Source organism: Betaproteobacteria bacterium (genome assembly GCA_009693245.1).
Taxonomy (GTDB): Bacteria; Pseudomonadota; Gammaproteobacteria; order Burkholderiales; family SHXO01; genus SHXO01.
On the sequence record SHXO01000030.1, the window covers coordinates 1 to 19,769 of the forward strand.

The 19,769-nt window shown below is 59.4% G+C and carries 20 protein-coding genes; 17 read left to right on the plus strand and 3 right to left on the minus strand.

The features are described from left to right. Nucleotides 1–422: 422 nt before the first annotated feature. The 15 genes from urtA (at nt 423) to EXR36_06780 (ending at nt 15,363) form a co-directional block, all read left to right on the plus strand. A complete protein-coding gene (gene urtA / locus EXR36_06710) occupies nt 423–1,613 on the plus strand; it encodes an urea ABC transporter substrate-binding protein (GenBank protein MSQ59331.1) in 1,191 nt (396 codons plus the stop codon). A 79-nt stretch (nt 1,614–1,692) separates the two neighbouring features. After that, a complete protein-coding gene (gene urtB, locus EXR36_06715) occupies nt 1,693–2,595 on the plus strand; it encodes an urea ABC transporter permease subunit UrtB (protein MSQ59332.1) in 903 nt (300 codons plus the stop codon). Beyond that, nucleotides 2,595–3,728 (plus strand): urea ABC transporter permease subunit UrtC, encoded by a 1,134-nt coding sequence (gene urtC, locus EXR36_06720; protein ID MSQ59333.1) that lies wholly within the window; start codon nt 2,595–2,597, stop codon nt 3,726–3,728. Before urtB ends, urtC begins: the two co-directional genes overlap by 1 nt. Next, nucleotides 3,725–4,462 (plus strand): urea ABC transporter ATP-binding protein UrtD, encoded by a 738-nt coding sequence (gene urtD, locus EXR36_06725; GenBank protein ID MSQ59334.1) that lies wholly within the window; start codon nt 3,725–3,727, stop codon nt 4,460–4,462. Before urtC ends, urtD begins: the two co-directional genes overlap by 4 nt. A gap of 2 nt (nt 4,463–4,464) precedes the next feature. After that, entirely contained in the window at nt 4,465–5,154 is a 690-nt protein-coding gene (urtE, locus tag EXR36_06730) for an urea ABC transporter ATP-binding subunit UrtE (GenBank protein MSQ59335.1), read from the plus strand. A gap of 146 nt (nt 5,155–5,300) precedes the next feature. Continuing rightward, nucleotides 5,301–6,341 (plus strand): aliphatic amidase, encoded by a 1,041-nt coding sequence (locus EXR36_06735; protein MSQ59336.1) that lies wholly within the window; start codon nt 5,301–5,303, stop codon nt 6,339–6,341. A 49-nt stretch (nt 6,342–6,390) separates the two neighbouring features. Beyond that, a complete protein-coding gene (gene ureE / locus EXR36_06740) occupies nt 6,391–6,840 on the plus strand; it encodes an urease accessory protein UreE (GenBank protein ID MSQ59337.1) in 450 nt (149 codons plus the stop codon). Beyond that, nucleotides 6,737–7,513 (plus strand): urease accessory protein UreF, encoded by a 777-nt coding sequence (locus EXR36_06745; GenBank protein ID MSQ59338.1) that lies wholly within the window; start codon nt 6,737–6,739, stop codon nt 7,511–7,513. Before ureE ends, EXR36_06745 begins: the two co-directional genes overlap by 104 nt. Nucleotides 7,514–7,528: 15 nt before the next feature. After that, nucleotides 7,529–8,224, plus strand: a complete 696-nt coding sequence (locus EXR36_06750) for an urease subunit beta (protein MSQ59339.1) — start codon at nt 7,529–7,531, stop codon at nt 8,222–8,224. 1 nt (nt 8,225) lies between these two features. Continuing rightward, complete coding sequence (ureC, locus tag EXR36_06755) at nt 8,226–9,938, plus strand: urease subunit alpha (GenBank protein MSQ59340.1); 1,713 nt, start codon at nt 8,226–8,228, stop codon at nt 9,936–9,938. A 35-nt stretch (nt 9,939–9,973) separates the two neighbouring features. Then, a complete protein-coding gene (ureG, locus tag EXR36_06760; protein MSQ59341.1) occupies nt 9,974–10,630 on the plus strand; it encodes an urease accessory protein UreG in 657 nt (218 codons plus the stop codon). Further along, nucleotides 10,575–11,483 (plus strand): urease accessory protein UreD, encoded by a 909-nt coding sequence (locus EXR36_06765; GenBank protein MSQ59342.1) that lies wholly within the window; start codon nt 10,575–10,577, stop codon nt 11,481–11,483. Before ureG ends, EXR36_06765 begins: the two co-directional genes overlap by 56 nt. Before the next feature lie 43 nt (nt 11,484–11,526). After that, nucleotides 11,527–12,345 carry a CbbQ/NirQ/NorQ/GpvN family protein gene (locus EXR36_06770; GenBank protein ID MSQ59343.1) on the plus strand — a complete coding sequence of 273 codons (819 nt, stop codon included), beginning with the start codon at nt 11,527–11,529 and terminating at the stop codon, nt 12,343–12,345. 80 nt (nt 12,346–12,425) lie between these two features. Next, on the plus strand, nt 12,426–12,632 hold the full coding sequence (locus EXR36_06775; protein MSQ59344.1) for a hypothetical protein: 207 nt from the start codon (nt 12,426–12,428) through the stop codon (nt 12,630–12,632). A gap of 430 nt (nt 12,633–13,062) precedes the next feature. Continuing rightward, nucleotides 13,063–15,363 carry a VWA domain-containing protein gene (locus EXR36_06780; protein ID MSQ59345.1) on the plus strand — a complete coding sequence of 767 codons (2,301 nt, stop codon included), beginning with the start codon at nt 13,063–13,065 and terminating at the stop codon, nt 15,361–15,363. Between the two features lie 45 nt (nt 15,364–15,408). Here the strand turns inward: EXR36_06780 and EXR36_06785 are convergent, their stop codons facing one another. Further along, nucleotides 15,409–16,179 (minus strand): hypothetical protein, encoded by a 771-nt coding sequence (locus tag EXR36_06785; protein MSQ59346.1) that lies wholly within the window; start codon nt 16,177–16,179, stop codon nt 15,409–15,411. 209 nt (nt 16,180–16,388) lie between these two features. On the opposite strand from EXR36_06785, the gene EXR36_06790 reads away from it, so the two are divergent. Beyond that, nucleotides 16,389–16,796 (plus strand): hypothetical protein, encoded by a 408-nt coding sequence (locus tag EXR36_06790; GenBank protein MSQ59347.1) that lies wholly within the window; start codon nt 16,389–16,391, stop codon nt 16,794–16,796. Nucleotides 16,797–16,798: 2 nt separating this feature from the next. Continuing rightward, entirely contained in the window at nt 16,799–17,428 is a 630-nt protein-coding gene (locus EXR36_06795; protein ID MSQ59348.1) for a glutathione S-transferase, read from the plus strand. Between the two features lie 652 nt (nt 17,429–18,080). On the opposite strand, the gene EXR36_06800 is transcribed toward EXR36_06795, so the two are convergent. Both EXR36_06800 and EXR36_06805 read right to left on the minus strand, forming a co-directional pair. Continuing rightward, nucleotides 18,081–19,463, minus strand: a complete 1,383-nt coding sequence (locus EXR36_06800; protein ID MSQ59349.1) for a c-type cytochrome — start codon at nt 19,461–19,463, stop codon at nt 18,081–18,083. A 10-nt stretch (nt 19,464–19,473) separates the two neighbouring features. Continuing rightward, nucleotides 19,474–19,752, minus strand: a complete 279-nt coding sequence (locus tag EXR36_06805; GenBank protein ID MSQ59350.1) for an acylphosphatase — start codon at nt 19,750–19,752, stop codon at nt 19,474–19,476. Nucleotides 19,753–19,769 lie beyond the last annotated feature (17 nt).

The following is a 19,769-nucleotide window of genomic DNA, read 5'->3' on the forward strand; positions in this document are numbered from 1 at the left end:
GCGGTGCCAGGGGAAGGGGCGAACGATTCTAGTGCATGGTTTTGGTGCGCCGCTACGGGATCGCACCAACTTCGAGCCGGTTCTTGCCAAGAGCCCAAGAAGGACTATTGCGCCGCCGCAAAAATATTATTGGGTTGCCCATTGACGGCAGCGAAATTCAAGGCGCACAATATTTTCACCACAGAGAATCGGCGGCGAAGGGGCCGCCACGATAAGCGCCATGACAAGTGGCGGCAGGATTCCTGGGGGGGAGAGCAAGCGGGCGGATGGTATTTTCCGTCCCGCACCGAGAAGGCGTGCCGACAACGATGTCAGCGCGCGGGAGGCAAGGAAGCCCACTGGCTGGCAAGCGCCGGGCCGTGGGCTTTTATAATTTTCGCGCACGCACGCCTGAACCTAAACGACAGGAAAGGGAATAGCACATGAGTAATACCGATAGACGAGGCTTTATCAAGGCCACTGCCGCAACGGCGGCGGCCAGTGCCATCGCGGCGCCGTATATTTGGCCGAAGGGCGCGCAGGCCGCTGGCACCGTGAAGATGGGGATTCTGCATTCATTGACGGGCACCATCGCCATCGCGGAGAAATCCGTGGTGGACGCGGAGATGCTGGCTGTTGAAGAAATCAACGCCGCTGGCGGCGTGATGGGACAGAAGATCGAAGCCGTGGTGGAAGACGGTGCCAGCGATTGGCCCACCTTCGCGGAAAAAGCGCGCAAGCTGATCGAGAAAGACAAGGTCGCGGCGGTGATGGGTTGCTACACCTCCGCCTCTCGCAAAGCGGTCCTACCGGTCTTCGAAAAACTCAAGGGTCTGCTCTATTACCCAACCTACTACGAAGGCTTGGAGCGCTCGGAGAACATCATGTACACGGCTCAAGAAGCCACTCAGTCCGTCATTGCCGCCATGGATTGGCTGGCGAAGAACAAGGGCAAGAGCTTTTACATGATCGGCTCCGACTACATTTGGCCGCGTACCACCATCAAGATCGCCAAGGCAACGCTGGGCCGTTTGGGCGGCAAGCTCGCCGGTGAAGGTTACTACCCCTTGGGCCATATCGAGTTCTCCTCCGAGATCAACAAGATCAAGGCAGCCAAGCCCGATGTCATTCTGAACTGCGTGGTGGGCGGCTCCAACGTCGCGTTTTTCAAACAACTCAACGCGGCCGGAATCACCGGGAAGAACCAAGCAATTCTCTCGCTGGCTGTGTCCGAAGAAGAAGTTTCCGGTATCGGCGCCGAGAACGCGGCGGGTACTCTCACTTGCATGAGTTACTTCCAGAGCCTGAAGAATCCCGCGAACGAGAAGTTCGTCAAGGCCTTCAAGGCCAAGTACGGCGCCAACCGCGTGACCGGCGACACGCTAAATTGCGGCTATAACTCCGTGTATCTGTGGAAATTGGCGGCGGAAAAAGCGAAGAGCTTCGAGGTCGCGAAAGTCGTCGCGGCTTCCTCCGACCTGCAATTCGATTCTCCGGAAGGAAAGATCAAGTTCCATAAAGACAACCATCACCTGTGGAAGCACGCCCGCATCGGCACCTTCCGCCCCGATGGCCAAGTGGACATGGTCTACGAATCCGCATTGATCGAGCCCAACCCCTTCCCCAAACTCTAAGCGGCGTAGCGGGACCGGATAAGCCTCGCGGCTTATCCGGCGTGGTCGCATCATCCCTTTCAACCATTCCGCCTGAGTTATGAATTTCGATATGCTCGCCATGCAGGCCTTCACCGGGCTGAGCGTATTCACCATTCTGATGTTGATGGCGCTGGGATTGGCCATCGTGTTTGGCCTGATGGGCGTGATCAACATGGCTCATGGCGAGTTGATGGCCATGGGTGCCTACACCACCTACGGAACGGCTGTCCTGTTCGAGACTTATTTCCCCCGCTTCATGGACGCGTACTTCGTGGTGGGAATCGTCTTCGCCTTCTGCATCACCTTCGTGTTTGGTTTTTTACTGGAACGCGGCCTCATCCAGTTCCTCTACAAGAGGCCGCTCGATACCATGCTGGCGACTTGGGGTTTGAGCCTCATCTTGCAGCAGATCTACCGGCAGTTCATCAACGCGAAGGAGGTGGAAGTCCCCACGGTGTCATGGTTGCAAGGGACATGGCAAGCCACAGAAACCGTTTCATTTCCCCTTAGCCGGATATTCATCATCGGCTTGGCCGTGGTCACCGGGGCCGCCGTCTACATGTTGCTATACAAGACCCGGTGGGGACTTCGCATCCGCGCCGTGACGCAGAACCGTTCCATAAGCGGGGCCGTGGGCATCAACACCACGAAAGTCGACGCCTTCACTTTTGCCCTGGGTTGCGGGCTTGCCGGCATCGCCGGCAGTTCCTTCACCATGCTCGCCTCCACCGGACCGGTCACCGGGCAGGCTTACATCGTCGATACCTTCATCGTCGTCGTATTCGGAGGCGTGGAAAGCTTGTTGGGCACTATCGCCTCGGCCTTCATCATGGGGCAAATGCAGTCCTGGTTCGAATACTTCATGAGCGGTTCCATGGCGCGAGCCAGCATCTTGTTGCTGGTGATCGTGGTGCTGTATTTCAGGCCGAACGGATTGTTCGCCACCAAGGTGAGGCGCTGATGGCGAACAGGGACCTCTGGGGTCTGCTCAGCCGTTACGGCGTGGTCTTGCTGGCCATTCTCATTCTTCTGGTTCTGCCGCTCTCGTTGGGCATTTTTCGCTTGGGTTTGCTCGCCAAGTATTTGTCGCTAGCTTTTTGCGCCGTGGGCATCGTATTGATATGGGGATACGGCGGCATCTTGAGTTTGGGCCAGGGTGTGTTTTTTGGCCTGGGCAGTTACATGATGGCCATGTTCCTGAAACTCGAGCGCGCGGCGGAGGCGGATTCGTCCACCTCCGCGCTATCGACCTTCTTTGGGCAAGCGGGGCTTCCCGATTTCATGTCGTGGAACAGCGTGGAAGCCTTGCCGTGGTGGTGGGAGCCCTTCCATCACGTCTGGTTCACCATCACCGCCATCCTGATTTTGCCGCCGCTGCTCGCTTTCATCTTGGCCTACGTCAACTTCCGCAGGCGGGTGGGAGAGGTGTATTTCTCCATCATCACGCTCTCGCTCTCGGCGATCATGGCCATCGTCATCGTCGGCCAGCAAGGTTACACGGGAGGCATCAACGGTATCACCGATTTCAAGACCTTCATGGGCATCGATCTCGATCAAGACAACGCGAAGATCGTCATGTACTACATCACCGCGGGCCTTCTCATCGCGTGCGTGCTGGTGGGCCAATTCATCTTGCGCAGCCGCTTGGGAAAAGTGCTGGTGGCCATACGCGACCGCGAAGACCGCGTGCGGTTCTCGGGTTACGACCCCGCCTTGTTCAAGGCCTTCATATTCGCCGTGGCGGCGCTGTTCTCCTCCATCGGCGGCGCCATGTTCACCATGCAAATTGGGCTGGCTTCGCCCTCGCTGGTGGGCATCGTGCCCTCCATCGAAATGGTGATCTACGCCGCCGTGGGCGGGCGCTTGTCCTTGGTCGGTGCCGTCTACGGTTCCCTGCTCGTGGGCTACGGCAAAACGTTTTTCTCCGAGAACTTCGTGCAGTACTGGCTCTACATGATCGGAGCGCTGTTCATCGTGATCGTGATGTTCTTGCCGGGAGGATTGGCAAGCCTGATGGAAAAACTGCGCCCGGGGAAATCCGCCAAGAATGCTCAAGCGCCGATCGCCAATGAATTGAAACCGGAGACGAGATGACCATGGAAATTCTCTCCGTCTCCGATCTCACCGTGTCCTTCGATGGCTTCAAGGCCGTGGATAACCTGAGCCTGCGCGTGGAGAAGGACGAATTGCGCTGCGTGATCGGCCCCAACGGCGCGGGAAAGACGACGCTGTTGGACATGATCTGTGGCAAAACCAAGCCCTCCCATGGGTCCATCAAGTTCAAGGATCTGGATTTGACCGGCATGATCGAATACCAGATCACGCGCGCGGGCGTGGGCCGTAAGTTCCAAACACCTTCCACCTATGAAGATCTGGCGGTCTTCGAGAACCTGGAAATCTCCTACCCCGGCCAGCGCGGAGTATTCAGCTCGCTGTTATTCAAGCGCACTTCGCTGATCTCGGACAAGATCGCCGCCGTGGCGAAACAAATTTTTCTCGAGGATTCCCTCGGTATCAAGGCAGGTCTGTTGTCCCACGGGCAGAAACAGTGGCTGGAGATCGGCATGTTGCTCATGCAAGATCCAGAGTTGCTGCTATTGGACGAACCCGTGGCCGGCATGAGCGCGCGCGAGCGCGAACAAACCGCCGAGATGCTCACGGGCATCTCCAAGGGGCGCTCCACCGTGGTGATCGAGCACGACATGGCGTTCGTGCGCATGATCGCCCACAAGGTTACGGTACTGCACCAGGGAAAAATGCTGGCCGAAGGCAGCATGGACCAGGTGCAAAACGACGAGCGGGTGATCGAAGTGTATCTGGGCCATTGATCATGCTCACCGTGGACAATCTGCACGTTTCCTACGGCGACAGCCCGGTCATACGCGGCATCGGCTTCAAGATCGGCGACGGCGAAACCGTGGCGGTCATGGGCCGCAACGGCATGGGCAAGACCACATTGCTCAAGAGTTTGATCGGGCTGCTGCCCGCGCGTAGCGGGCGCATCGCCCTCAACGGCACCGAATTGAGCGCGCGGAAAAGTTACGAGCGAGTGGCGGCGGGCTTGGGATTCGTGCCCCAGGGCCGGATGATTTTTCCTTACCTCACCGTGGAGGAGAACATCCTCTGCGGCATGGAGACCGTTGGGCACAAGAATATACCCGGTTACATCTACGACGTTTTCCCGGTTCTGGGCGAGATGAAAAGCCGCAAGGGCGGCAATCTATCCGGCGGGCAGCAGCAACAACTGGCCATCGCGCGCGCCTTGGTAAGCGAACCCAAGGTGCTCATCTTGGATGAGCCCACGGAAGGCATTCAACCGTCCATCATCAAGGACATCGCCAAGGCACTGAACAATCTCAAGGCCGAAAGAAAATTCTCGTTGCTCGTGTCCGAGCAAGTGTTGAGCTTCACCATGGAGATCGCCAACCGTTTTCTCATCATGGAGAAGGGCGAGTTCGTATACGAGGAATCAAGGGATAGAGTGGACGAGGCCAAGATCCACAGTTACTTGACGATTTGAACGTCAGGGGGCGTTCGCAAGAAACCCCGCCACTGGGCCTAAGCGCGCTGTGGCGGGGATGGGAAGAGCTAGGCGCCAGCGCCGCATGAAACGTTACGCGGTACGCGCCCGGTATTTTGCAGCACCTAGTTAAAGGAGACCTGGAAATGCTTCACGGCGATATTTCAAGCAGTAACGATACCGTTGGCGTCGCGGTAGTCAACTACAAGATGCCCCGGCTACACACCAAGAAAGAAGTATTGGACAACGCGCGCAAGATCGGCGAAATGCTGGAGGGCATGAAGACCGGGCTGCCGGGGATGGATCTGGTGATCTTCCCCGAGTACAGCACCCACGGCATCATGTACGACAGCAAGGAGATGTACGAGACCGCCTCCCAAGTGCCCGGCGAGGAAACCGACATTTTCGCCGCGGCCTGCCGCCGCGCCAACGTGTGGGGCGTGTTCTCCCTGACCGGCGAGCGCCACGAAGAGCATCCACACAAGGCGCCTTACAACACGCTCATCCTCATGAACAACAAGGGCGAGATCGTGCAGAAGTACCGCAAGATCATGCCGTGGGTGCCCATCGAGGGTTGGTATCCCGGTAACTGCACCTACGTCTCCGAAGGTCCCAAGGGCATGAAGATGAGTTTGATCATCTGCGACGACGGCAACTACCCCGAGATCTGGCGCGATTGCGCCATGAAGGGCGCCGAACTCATCATCCGCTGCCAAGGCTACATGTACCCGGCCAAGGAGCAGCAGATCATCATGGCCAAGGCCATGGCGTGGGCCAACAACAGCTATGTGGCAGTGGCCAATGCCGCCGGCTTCGACGGCGTGTACTCCTACTTCGGACACTCCTCCATCATCGGGTTCGACGGCAGAACCCTGGGCGAATGCGGAACCGAGGAGATGGGCATTCAGTACGCCGCGCTCTCCAAGAGTTTGATCCGGGACGCGAGGAAGAACATGCAGTCGGAGAACCACCTGTTCAAGCTCGTGCACCGCGGCTATACCGGTAAGATCAACTCCCGCGAAGGAGCCGAAGGCGTGGCGGCGTGTCCTTACGATTTCTACAAGAAATGGATCACCGACCCCGAGGGCACCAAGAAGATGGTGGAAGCCATCACGCGGCCCACGGCCGGAACCGAGGAGTGCCCCATCCCTGGTATTCCCAATCCCAAAACCACCACGCATGCATAAAAGTTATTAGCAACATAGGGGCACTCCCTCGCGGAGTGCACCATTTCCCATGCTTAAGCTAGAACAAATAGTGGGCGATGCCAACGATCACGATTTATCGCATCGTTTGCACCACCTTGAGCACGACGGCGCGGTGGAATTCATCACGCTCAGCCGTGCCGATACTCAGCGCCACCGTCTGAGGGTTAGCACGGACCGGGGCACCGAGTGCGCCGTCATCGTTCCGCGCGACCAGCATCTTTTCGATGGGGCGGTCATGCTTCTGGAGGCAAAGCGCGCCGTGGTGGTGCGAGTGGAAGCTAGCCAGTGGCTGCGCTTTGTTCCGCGCGATGTGCATAGCGCGCTGGAACTGGGATGCTTCGCGGGCAATCTGCATTGGCGCGTCAGATTCGACCATGGCGTGCTGCTCGTCGCCGTGGAGAACGATCTCGATTATTACCTTCAGCGCTTGCATCACTTCCTGGAAGACGGCCGTGCCGTTCGGGCGAGCGATGCATAGCGCCGAGCAATTGCTGGCATCGCTGCAGCACGCGGATAGTTTTTTCCCGGCCGGCGGTATCGCCTTCTCCTGGGGGGTGGAAACCCTGGTGAACGATGCGTGTATCCGCACGCCTGGGGATCTTGCGCGGAGCCTGGCGGGCCAACTCGAGCAGCGCTGGAATCATCTGGACCGCGCTTTCCTCGCGCAAGCTTATCGTTGCTCGGAAGATCCGCGCGCCCTCATGGATCTTGACCACGAATTGGAAGCCATGCTGCTCGCGCGCGAAGCGCGCGAGGGCTCGCGCCGCGCGGGAACCTCTCTCCTTCTCGTGCATGAAAAGATCGGTACACCAGGCGCGGCGCATTACCGGGCGCTCGTGAACGATGGCCAAGCGCTCGGCCACCTTCCCATCGTGCAAGCCCTGGTATGGAAGGCCGTGGGAATGGCGCAGGCGACCGTGGAATCGGTTTCCGCCTATGCGTTGTGCGTGGGGATGATTGGTGCCTCCTTGCGCTTGGGCGTCATCGGCCATCTGGCGGGGCAGCAGATCATGACGGAAGTGCGTCCGCGAATGGCGCGTATGTTGGAGAAGCCCGCGGCCGCCATCGCGCAGGCGCAGTCCTTCGCGCCTGGCGCCGAGATCGCCATGATGCGGCACGAAGTGCAGGCCAGCAGATTATTCGCCAATTGAGAGGAGGAGGTACGGATGTTGTTGACGCCAACAGAAATGGAGCGGCTCACCGTCTACGTGGCCGCGGAGATGGCGCGCAAGCGCAAGGCCAAGGGCCTCAGGCTCAATTATCCCGAAGCCACGGCCTATATCGCCGACGAAATACTCGAAGGCGCGCGCGAGGGTAGGTCCGTCGCCCAACTCATCAGCTTTGGTTCCACTTTGCTCAGCACCGACGATGTGATGCCGGGCGTGGCGGAACTCATGCCTGTCCTGCAAGTGGAAGGAACTTTTCCCGACGGCACCAAACTCGTTACCGTGCATGAGCCCATTCGCCCCGGAAAGCAACCATTGATTCCAGCGCATTCCCCCGGCGAGATCATCGCCGCGGAAGGCGATATCGAAATCAACGCGGGGCGGCGTAAGGCCACTCTCACGGCCATGAACACTGGCGACCGCCCCATACAAATCGGCAGTCACTTCCATTTCTTCGAGGTGAACAAGGCCATGCAGTTCGACCGCGAGAAAGCCTTTGGCATGCATTTGGATATCGCGGCTGGTACCGCGGTGCGATTCGAGCCAGGTGCCAGCAAGGAAGTCACGTTGGTGGAATTTGGCGGCACCGGAGAAATCTTCGGTTTGAACAGTCTCACCAATGGATCGACCCGCGACGATGCGCGCAAGGCCGAGGCTTTGCGCAAAGCCAGGGATCTTGGCTTCAAGGGAGCATGACATGGCAACCTTAACGCGAAAACAGTACGCGCAGCTCTACGGCCCCACGAAGGGAGATGCGGTGCGGCTAGGCGACACTTCCTTGCTAGCTGAAATCGAACACGACTTCGGCGTGCCGGGAGACGAATGCCTGCACGGCGGCGGTAAGACGCTGCGCGACGGCATGGGCCTAGCCGCCGGTTACGACAGCGCCATGGGTTCCCTGGACATGCTGATCAGCAACGCCGTGATCATCGATCCCGTGCTGGGCATAGTGAAGGGCGACATCGGCATCAAGGACGGCAAGATCGTCGCCATCGGCAAGGCGGGTAACCCGGCGGTGATGGATGGCGTGCATCCCAAACTCATCTGTGGTGCCGCCACCACCGTCCGCGATGCGGAAGGTTTGATCGCAACACCCGGCGGCATCGACGTGCACGTGCACTTCGACAGCGCGCAGTTGGTGGAGCATGCCATCGGTTCGGGCCTCACCACCATGATCGGCGGTTCCCTTGGTCCCATCACCGTGGGCATCGACTGCGGCGGCGAGTGGAACGTGGGCAAGATGTTGCAGGCTTCCGAGCAATGGCCCATGAATTTCGGTTTTCTGGGGCGGGGCAATTCGTCGAAGCCGCGCTCGCTCATCGATCAAATGGCGGGCGGATGCTTGGGGCTCAAGATTCACGAGGATTGGGGTGCCATGCCAGCGGTGATCGACACCTGCCTCGCGGTGGCCGATGAAATTGATTTCCAGGTGCAGTTGCACACGGACACGCTGAACGAAAGCGGCTTCCTTGAGGATACCTTGGCCGCCATCAAGGGCCGCACCATTCACATGTATCACACGGAAGGCGCGGGCGGCGGGCACGCTCCGGACATCATCGCCGTGGCGGGGCAGATGCATTGCCTGCCTTCATCCACGAATCCCACCAACCCTTACACGATCAATACGTTCGATGAACACCTGGATATGATCATGGTGTGTCATCACCTGAACCCAGCCGTGCCCGAGGATGTGGCCTTCGCCGAATCGCGCATCCGCGCGCAGACCATCGCGGCGGAAGACGTGCTGCACGACATGGGCGCCATCTCCATGCTCGGTTCCGATAGCCAGGGAATGGGGCGCATCAACGAGGTGATTTGCCGCACCTGGCAACTGGCCTCCAAGATGAAGGACCAGCGCGGACGCTTGCCGGAAGAGAAAACCAAGAAGGGCGATAACGAGCGCATCAAACGCTACATCGCCAAGTACACCATCAACGCCGCGCGCACCTTCGGCATCGATCAGCACATCGGTTCGCTGGAGTCCGGCAAGATTGCCGACATCGTGTTGTGGCGTCCCGGATTCTTCGGCATCAAACCGGAGCTGGTGGTGAAGGGCGGATTCATCGCCTGGTCCGCCATGGGGGACTCCGCCGCCAGCTTGATGACCTGCGAGCCGCTGGCCATGCGCCCGCAGTGGGGTGCCTTCGGCTTGGCGAAGCAACACCTCTCCTTCAATTTCATGTCGCAACTGTCCGTGGACCGCGACGTTCGCGGCCGCCTGGGGATCGTCAAGCAATGCCTGCCGGCGAAGGGGACGCGCAAACTCAACAAGCGCCACATGCTGCACAATGATGCCTGCCCCAACATCACGGTGAACCCTTCCACTTTCGATGTGATGATCGATGGCAGGATCATCACCTGCGAGCCGGTGAGCGTGGTGCCGTTGGCGCAGCGCTATATGCTCCGCTAGGAGCTAGGAGTTTTGATCTAGGAGCTAGGGAAAAAATGGACAGTGTGGTAGCGGAAATTTCGCGGCCAAGGATGCAGGAGAAACATCCTGGGGCGGCGCGCGTGGGCATCGGCGGGCCCGTGGGATCGGGCAAGACCAAGTTGCTGGAGCAGCTCATTCCGCGTTTCTTGAAGCGGGGAACCAATCTCGCGGTGATCACCAACGATCTCGTCACCAAGGAAGATGCGATTCGCGTTCAGCGTAGCGGCTTGATCGACCCCGCGCGCGTGCTCGCGGTGGAAACGGGCGCTTGCCCGCACACCGCCATTCGCGAAGATCCTTCCTTGAATCTGCAGGCGGCCGATGAACTGGAGCGCAAGTTCGCGGCGCTGGATCTGATTCTCATCGAGAGCGGCGGTGACAATCTCGCATCCAGTTTTTCACTGGATCTGGTGGATTACTGGCTCTTCGTGATCGACGTGGCCGGCGGCGATGATATTCCGCGCAAGCGTGGTCTCGGCGTACTGCAATGCGATCTGCTGATCATCAACAAGACCGATCTCGCTCCTTACGTGAAAGTCGATCTGGATCGCATGGTGCGAGAGACGAGAGAAGTACGCAAGGGCGAGTTCCTGCTCACCAATTGCCAGACGGGCGATGGCGTGGACGCCGTGGTGGACGCCATCTCCCGCGAGGTGTTGTTTGACCGCTAGTGCTGGATTGGCAGCCCGCGAACGCGCACCCGAATACCATTTCGACGTTTCCTTGTTGAGCGACGCCACGGGGCGCACCTATGTGGGCGGGCAATACGTTTCTTACCCTTACCATCTGGGCCGCGCGCTGCGTAACCTGGGCGATCCGGCGGGTATGCCCACGCTCTACATTCAATCGTGTTCCGGCGGCATTTTCGAAGGCGACGATTTGCGTACCCGCATGCGTGTGGGAGCGAACGCGCGCGCTCACATCACCACGGCGGCGTCCACCATCGTGCACACCATGGAAGAAGGGAGTGCCGCGCAACACGTGGAAATAGATGCCGCCGCGGACAGTTACTTCGAGTATCTCCCCGATCCCCTCATATTGTTTCCGGATGCAACACTCAGCAGCTCGGTTTGCATTCGGGTCGCGCCCGGCGCGGTGGTGCTGGCCTGGGATGGTTTCCTTGCCCATGATCCCAAGGCCCAGGGCAAGATATTTCGAGAGTTCCGCTCCGAATTGTCCGTGACGGACGAAAAGGGCCGCTTACTGGTACGCGACCGTTATAGAGCCGAAGGGCCAGTCTTTCAGCGCGATACTCCCGGCGTGATGGGGCCGTACCGAACTCAAGGAAGCTTTGTACTCGTATCCCCCGGGGGCGCGTGCGCGCAGTGGGCGGATAAACTGCGAGAAGCTCTCGCGGGCCACGATGGAGCCTACACCGGCGTGTCCGAGTTGCCCAATGGGGCGGGAGTTTGGGTTCGTATTCTGGCGCCGGATACCGCCGTGTTGCGTGAAGGGTTGCACAGAGCATGGTCGTGCGCGAGACAGGCCATCACTGGGGTCGTCCCTGCCCCGCGCCGTAAGTAAGGATTCGATTAATAGACTGGATCAAGAGATTGGACTAAGAAATATGGAGAGACATAACCCTGCAAACCCCGTGGCGCAATACGCCATGCGCGAGGAACCCTATTACCGCGCCGTGGGTAATGAGGTGCCACTCTATGAAGCGGCCTACGCCGCGCGCATGCCCATGATGCTCAAAGGCCCCACGGGTTGCGGCAAGACGCGCTTCGTGGAGTACATGGCCTGGAAGCTGGGCAAACCGCTCATCACCATCGCTTGCCATGAGGATATGACCGCCTCCGATCTCGTCGGCCGCCATCTGCTCGACGCGCAAGGCACCACCTGGCAAGACGGCCCGCTCACCTTGGCGGTGCGTTACGGCGCCATCTGCTACCTGGACGAAATCGTCGAGGCACGGCAAGACACCACGGTGGTGATTCATCCGTTGACCGATGCCCGCCGCGTGTTGCCCCTGGAAAAAAAGGGCGAACTGGTCAAGGCCCACGCGGATTTTCAGATCGTCATCTCCTACAACCCCGGCTACCAGAACATCATGAAGGACTTGAAGCAGTCCACCAAGCAGCGCTTCGGGGCCTTGGATTTCCATTGGCCGGCGCGCGATGTGGAAGTGGAAATCGTCATGCATGAGTCTGGCGCCGCCAAGGACACCGCCGCGAAGCTCGTGAGCATCGCCGAGCGTTCGCGCAATCTCAAGGGTCATGGACTCGAAGAAGGCTTGTCCACGCGCACGCTCATTTACGCCGGCCAGCTCATCACGCGCGGCATCGATCCGGTGTCCGCGTGCGGCGTGGCACTGGTGCGTCCCATCACCGACGATCCCGATATGCGTGACGCCCTGGAGGCGGCGGTGCAGGCGCATTTTTGATGCCGGCCCCGAAGCGGTGTTATCATAAATGAATGTCGTGATAACACAGCGTGGCCGCGATGGTACGTACGCAAATTTCAGTGGATGAGGAGCTATACAAACGGGCGAAGCTCGTGGCGCGCAGAATGGGGATTTCCTTCGCGGAGCTGTGCCGCAACAGCTTGAAGGAGACCATTGGCCGCGAGCCAAGTGAAAAGCCTTGGATGGCTTTTGCCGGCATCGTGGATGGGGCGGAGGACGATAGCACCTCCGTGGACTCCGTGGTCTATGGCAGAGAGACTCCGTGACATGGCCGTCTATCTGGACAGTGGAATATTCATAGCGCTCATGAGCAAGAGGGATCGCTGGCATGCGCAGGCGCTTGCCTTGTTCGCGGGACCTGTTCAACGGTGGAGCACTTCCGTGCTGGTAATTTCCGAGACCTATTCATGGTTTCTACATCGAATGGGGGAAGAACAAGCTCGCTCGTTCCGCCAACTTTTGGAGAGCATGAAAGGGTTGCAAGTGTTCCCCGCCTCAAGGTAGCACCACCAGGACGTCGTGCGAATGTTGGACCGGTTTCGCGGGAGCAAGCTGAGTTATGTCGATGCATCGAGCCTTGCGCTCATTACGCAAATGAAGATTAAGCGCGTGTGGGCAACCGATCATCACCTTGGCCTTTCGGGTTGCGAAGTGGTACCCGCTTCGTAGATTGTCGCGTCTAAGTAAGCTACCCAAGTGCTGGCGCAATCCCAACTGGAAGAATTCCTGGCCTCCACCGGCCAGGATGTGAGATCTCTCGTCAAAACCGCGATTCCTGAAGCCCTTCGCACGTTTTCGGAGGAAGGTCTTTCCACTTGGTTGAAGGGCATCCAGATCATCGCGGGTAGCGGCGCGGGTTTGGGTCCCTTGGTGACTTACCTGGGAACGCTGCCCGCCACGGCGCGTGAAATAGGCGAGAGCCAGCTCGCGCACTTGGTACGTACCACGGAGCAAGTCGTAAAAGAGGCTGGCAACCGTCCGGCCGATGCCATGCTGCAATCTCTGCCTCATGTCGCACGCAAGTTGCGCGATCAGGAGGAATTTGGATTGGTGTTGGAGATCTTCGCCGATCTCGCCCACGCCGCCCCAGGCGCCATCGAACCGGTGGCCGAACGCGCGGGCCAGTTGTTGGATCAACTCAGTGCCGAAGGCATGCGGCGCTGGGTGTTGCTCGGCGTGCAGTCGCACACGGGCGATGCGCAATCGCAAGCGAGCTACTTTCGGTTGGAAACCGCCGATGCCCGCTCCATCCTGCGCGCTGCCGGCGAAGGCACGCTGTTCAGCGATATCGAGCGCCGCATGTCGCTCTACCTGCGCGCACTGTGGGGCCGCGATATGCCGCTTCGCCCTAACCAGGCTCCGCAGCCCAAAAAAGCGCGCCGTCCTTCCATCGTCGAAGGCGCCATTCGCCTACCGCAAGCTTTCGAAGCCTTCCCTGGTGTGGGAGGAGTGGCGCTGTACCGCGCCGCCGCGGCGCACTCGGCGGCGCACTTGGCGTATTCGCGCGTGAAGTTCCCATTGCGAGAGCTGCGCCCCATTCAAGTAGCCTTGGTGGGCTTGATCGAGGATGCGCGCGTGGAAGCTCTCGCTCTGCGGGAATTTCCAGGCTTGCGCCGCTTGTGGTCTCAGTTTCATGTGGCCACGCCCACTTTCAGCGTCACCGCCATCACCTTGATGCAACGCCTGTCACGCGCCTTGATCGACCCAAGCTACGAAGACGGCAATCCTTGGGTGGCGAAGGGCCGCGCCCTTTTCGCGGAGAACGCGGGCGCGCGCCTGGAGGATGCCGCCATGAGCCGCCACATCGGCAACTTGCTGGGCAACGATCTGGGCCAGATGCGCGTGCAATTCAACTTCAAGACCTACGTCACCGAACCGCTCTACCGCGACGACAATCTTTGTCTGTGGGATTTCGGCCAGCCGCAAGGGCAACAGTCGGACGACCAGGACGTGGTCTACCAAGCCATCGATCTGGAGCGCGGGGAAGGCGAAGAGCAGGCCGAAACCGATGAGCAGAAACAAGGCGAGAACGCGCCCGAGGACGCCGCGCAACTCCTGCCTCCAGATGCGCAAGACCATACCGCCATCGCGGACGCGTTGCTGCGGCCAATCTACTACGACGAATGGGATTACCTGATCGGCATGGAGCGCCCCGCGTGGTGCACCGTCTGGGAGCGCGAACCGGAGCTGGGCAGCCCGCAAATGCTGCACGACATCGTCGAGCGCAACAGCGAAACCGTGAGCCGCTTGCAGACGGTTATTCGCTCCATGCAAATCCAGCAGCCAAAGCGGTTGCGCCGGCAGTTGGAAGGCGACAAACTGGACATCGATGCCTGCGTCGCGGCCACCACCGACATTCGATCCGGCCGCACGCCCGATCCGCGAGTGCACATGCGTACCGCGAAAACGGCGCGCGATCTGGCGGTGCTGGTGTTGCTCGATCTTTCGCAATCCACCAACGAGTTCGTTCCCGGCGCGGGCGCCAGCGTGCTAAATCTCGCGCGAGAAGCCACCGCTTTGCTAGCCTGTGCGTTGGAAGGATTGGGTGATAGTTTCGCCATCCACGGTTTCGATTCCAATGGCCGCCGCGAAGTGGAGTACTACCACTTCAAACACTTCGACGAAGCCTACGACGATGGCGTGCGCGCGCGTTTAGCCGGAATGAAAGGCCAGCTTTCCACGCGCATGGGGGCGGCCATCCGCCACGCCGGGTCTTTTCTTCGCTACCGCAGAGTCAGCCGAAAACTTATTTTGCTGGTCACCGACGGCGAGCCCCACGACATCGACGTGCACGACAAAAGCTATCTCATGTTCGACGCCAAGCACGCCGTGGACGAACAATCCCGCTACGGCATCGCCACCTTCTGCTTGAGCCTCGACCCGAAGGCCGATGATTACGTGACCCGCATCTTCGGCAAGCGCAATTACTTCGTGCTGGACAAGGTCTCGTCCTTGCCGAAGAAGCTGCCTTCGCTTTACCTCAGACTGACCAGCTAGGCCGGATACGCGCAAGCCGTGTAACGCGATTCATGGCGTGGACTCTTACTGAATCCACCCGATCTCCCGCGCCGTCTTACCCCCGATCACCGTCTGGTCGAGCGATAAGGGCATTCGTGACTCGGTTTCGGAAATGGCTGTGCGCCCGGCCATGAGTTCCGCGAACTGTTGCGGATGCAGAGGTAGCTTCTCGGGATCGCCGTAGCCCTCCGGGAAGACGGGTTGGTTCGTTCCTGGGACGTATTTATCCGTGGCCCCCACGGTATGCAGTAGCTCATGGGCCAGCACCACGCTGTTTTGCGCATCTTGGTGTTTCGAGGAAAAGGCATGCACGACACCGATCAATCCCTTCTGCAATCCGAGCGAGTGCGCCACGCGCTCGGTTTTCTCGGGATCGTAGAACAGCACGAACATACGGACATGCTGATCGGGTTGCCATGGGTGTTCCGCTTGCCGCCATGCCCATAGCCTCAGGCTCAAGCTCCACAACATGATATGCACCGTGCTTCCATCGTGAGGGGGTGGTGGAGGGAGCGCCTTGACTTCGCTTCCCAGATTGACATCCACCAAATCTTTCTTGGGTAGACCGTATCGCTGCGCTTCTTCACCGAAGAAGGCTTCGACGGCTGAAAAATTGTCGCGGCGTAACTCGGAGATGTAACGAGCCGTGGTTTGGCTTCCATCGCCGTTGATGGGATAGACCATCACACGCAGAGGTGTATCCCAAGAGGTAGTCCTCGCACGCGCCAGCCAGGTACCCATGGCGGCGTTTACGAGGAACAACAGCAATAGGAAGATGCGAAGCTTGCGAAACATGGGGCGAGCGGGGATTTCGAGGCTGACAGGATCAGTCTCGGCTCGCGGGCCGCGAAATTGAGGATCTTTCGTCTTGTAGACTGTCGCCTCGCTGCTGAACGAAATTCCGGGAAACGCCCGGCGCGAAACCCACCAGCAAGAACATAACCTCCATGGCGAGACGTAAGAGAACAACACAGAAAAGACTGGAAGTCATACCCGCGGCCGAGATTGCCGCGCCAGCGCTTCTTCCACAACCCCGGCCGCCCAAACGCGCGTGGTGGAGAAGCTACAAAATCATGATCCTGCTTTGGGTCGTGATGATTGGGCTGGCCTGGTTTGCGATGGAAAGGCACGTCGATAACGCCGTCATCGCTGGCAGCGTGGTGGCGGTGGGCCTGATCTCCAATGCCTTCGCTTGGCTGCTGGGCATCATCGCCATGGTGCCCATCATCGGCCCGCTGATCGTCAAGGTGCTGTCCATCGGCTTCATCTGGCTCTTGAACGCCGTGGGCTACTTGGTATCTTTCATCGCCATCAAGCGCGGATACTCGAAGGACGTACTCACGTACCGCGGGCTCACGGTCGCGGTCATCATCGGGATCGTCACCGGTTTCGTGATCGGAAAGTTGGTCTAAGCATGAAACTCATCATCGCCACCCCAAGTCCCTACGCGCGCAAGGCGCGCATCGCGTTGCGCGAGAAGAGGATTGCCTACGAGGAGGTCGTGGACAACCCGTGGCTGCCGCGGACAGGGATTAAACAAGTCAATCCCCTAGGCAAGGTACCCAGTTTGATACTGGACGACGGCCGCGTGGTGCACGATTCGAAAGTGATTGTGGAGTATCTGGATACGCTGGAGCCCGAACCCAGGCTGATTCCCCAAGAGCCTGGGTTGCGGGTGGAGCACAAGCAGATCGAGGCCGTGGCAGACGGTGTGTGCGATGCGATCGTGTTGGTGGTGCTCGAACGCTCGCGCCCAGAGGCCAAGCAAAGCCGCGACTGGATCGAGCGGCAGCGGCTGAAGATCGATGCCGGTATGGCGGAGCTCTCCCGCCTGTTGGGCGAGGGCGAGTGGTTTACAAGCCACGGATTTGGATTGGCGGAGGTGGCGGCCGGTTGTGCCTTAGGCTACCTTGGGCTTCGCGTCGCCGAGTTTGACTGGAAGTTGCGCCATCCGAATCTGGACCATCTCTACATGCGCCTTATGGCGAGGCCGTCTTTCGCGCATACGGTTCCGGTCCCGCAGGAATTGCCCGCGACTTCGTAGGCGTCTGAATTTAGACCCTATGGGAACGCGTCTTTGGATAAATCCCCATAGAAGCGCTGGCACAGCATCCGGCGGCGCTCTCTTTCCGTCAGGCCCGCTGGAAATGATGCTATCGCGATGGCGCGCGCGGTATCTAACATGTCCGCGCCGATACGCACGCGCTCCTGCGGAGTCATGGCGGCATAGCGCTCGCGTACCATTTGGGCGATCTCTGGGCTAGGAGTCTGTCGGACTTAGGATGATTCGGCTGCAACGGTGGGAGAGCGGTCCATATTTCGCCGCTTTCTCCTTACATATTCCCGATATGCGCGTCGAAATCGTCAAAATCTGTCCTCGCTCTCCCACCGTTTCGCTATCGAACACCTAAGTCCGACAGACTCCTAGTGTCGTTCATCCTTGCACTCATCCAATAAGGACTGGACACCAAGGCGCGGCGCCCATTCGTTTAGATAAATCCAATCAACAGTACCCTGAAGCAGGTTGCCGGCATCGCGCAATTGGAAATCCGAATGCGAATCCATCGGCCAAACGAGTTTGGAAAGCACCAAGTCTTCGCGGCTAACGATCCAGCATTCGAAGCCGCCAACCAAGGATTCGAGACGTTCGCACACGCCGCGAAGGACGTCTAATTCCGTGGGGCACTGGGGATGCCCTAAATCGCCTCCACGAACCGAATCAGCGCGTCACGCTCTGCTTTGCTCATTTTGCTGAAGGCATCGCGCGCCACGGCGCCTTCGCCGCCGTGCCAAAGAATCGCTTCCAGAACACTGCGAGCGCGGCCATCATGCAGTAACGCGACTGTGCCGATCACCGTTTTCGTCAGGCCCGCGCCCCATAACGGCTGCGTACGCCAATCGCGGCCGCCAGCCTTGTAGTCAGGGCGGCCATCGGCCAGTTCTTCGCCCATGTCGTGTAAAAGTAAATCTGTGTAGGGATAGAACACGCGGTTGGCAAGCTTGGGAAATTCCGGATAAGTGTCGGCGGTTTTCATCACCGGCGTATGGCACGCGGCGCACCCTGCCTGGGTAAACAACTTTTCGCCGCGCTGCACCTGCGGGTCGTCCATGTCGCGGCGGGCAGGCACCGCGAGTCCGCGCAGCCACACTTCGAAATCGTCCATGTCGGCATCGATCACTTCCGGATCGTTGGCGGGATCCTGGTCCAGGCAGGACCACTGAACGGGCGGACAATTGTTCTTCCGCAGATACTTCGATGTGACGCCGATATCGCCCAGGAAGGCGGCGGCGGTTTGCTGCATGAGGTTGGGCTGGTTGGCCTTCCAGCCGAAACGGCCCACCGACGTGCGGTTATGCACGATATCCCAGACATAATTGAGGCGCCCATTGAGCCCCAATTTCTTTTGCGCTTCAGCCAAAGCCAAGAGGGTTGACTCGGGCACTGCCTCCAACAAGCCCAAACCGAAGACGGGTTGGGTGTTGCGCAAGGAGAACATCGCTCCTTCGCCCAGCGGGCCGAAGGCCAGCTTTTCGAGGCGGATCTTGGGCTTTCGCAAGGAGACTTTTTCCCCGCCGGCGAGGGTCACGGTTTTCTCTTCCCAGTCGAGATAGATCTCGGCTTCCGCAGGAACGATCTGGCGGGCATAGCGTAGATCGACTTCCTGCGCCTGCAGGGCATTGTTCTGGAACTGGTCGCCGTAGTTGGGATCGGGGTTGGGTCCGCCGTGCTCGTCCGTGCCCGGCAAGCTGAGACGCACTAGCATGGTAGAGAGTTGTTCCTTGGCGCTAGCGGGTGGCGCGCCCCGCCCGTTGTTGATATGGCATTCCGAGCAGCGGGTTTGGATGAATGTGGGCCCTAACCCCCATTCGCCGTTGAAGGTGATGGGCGCGATCCAGCGCCGCTTGAAATGGCTGCGCCCCAGCAGGAACATTTCGCTCTCCCGGTAGCTCAAGCCGGGGGCCGGGTGGGTGTAGGCATCCTTATCCAAGACCGCAACGGTAAATCCGTTATCGATGTCCGTTGCCGCCACCGTGGCGGTGGCAATCGCTACAAATCCCAGTACAAACGGCCAGCGCATGACATTCTCCTCAACTTGTCGGATAGCGCTCGAAGGCGGCGAACGGCCCGCAATCCTCGCCATCGTTAATTTTGATCCGTGTGACGTGCGCGGAGGGCGGTCCGCGCCGTGCCCAACCAATGATGCTCTCGATCTGCCCGGCGCTGCCTTGCACCAACGCTTCGACCGAGCCGTCCAACCGGTTTCTCACCCATCCGGTTACACCCAGGGATTTTGCCTCATATCGCATCGCTTCGCGAAATCCTACACCCTGAACGCGGCCGTGGATGAGGAGGTGTTTGGTGGGCATCTACGATGCAGGATCTA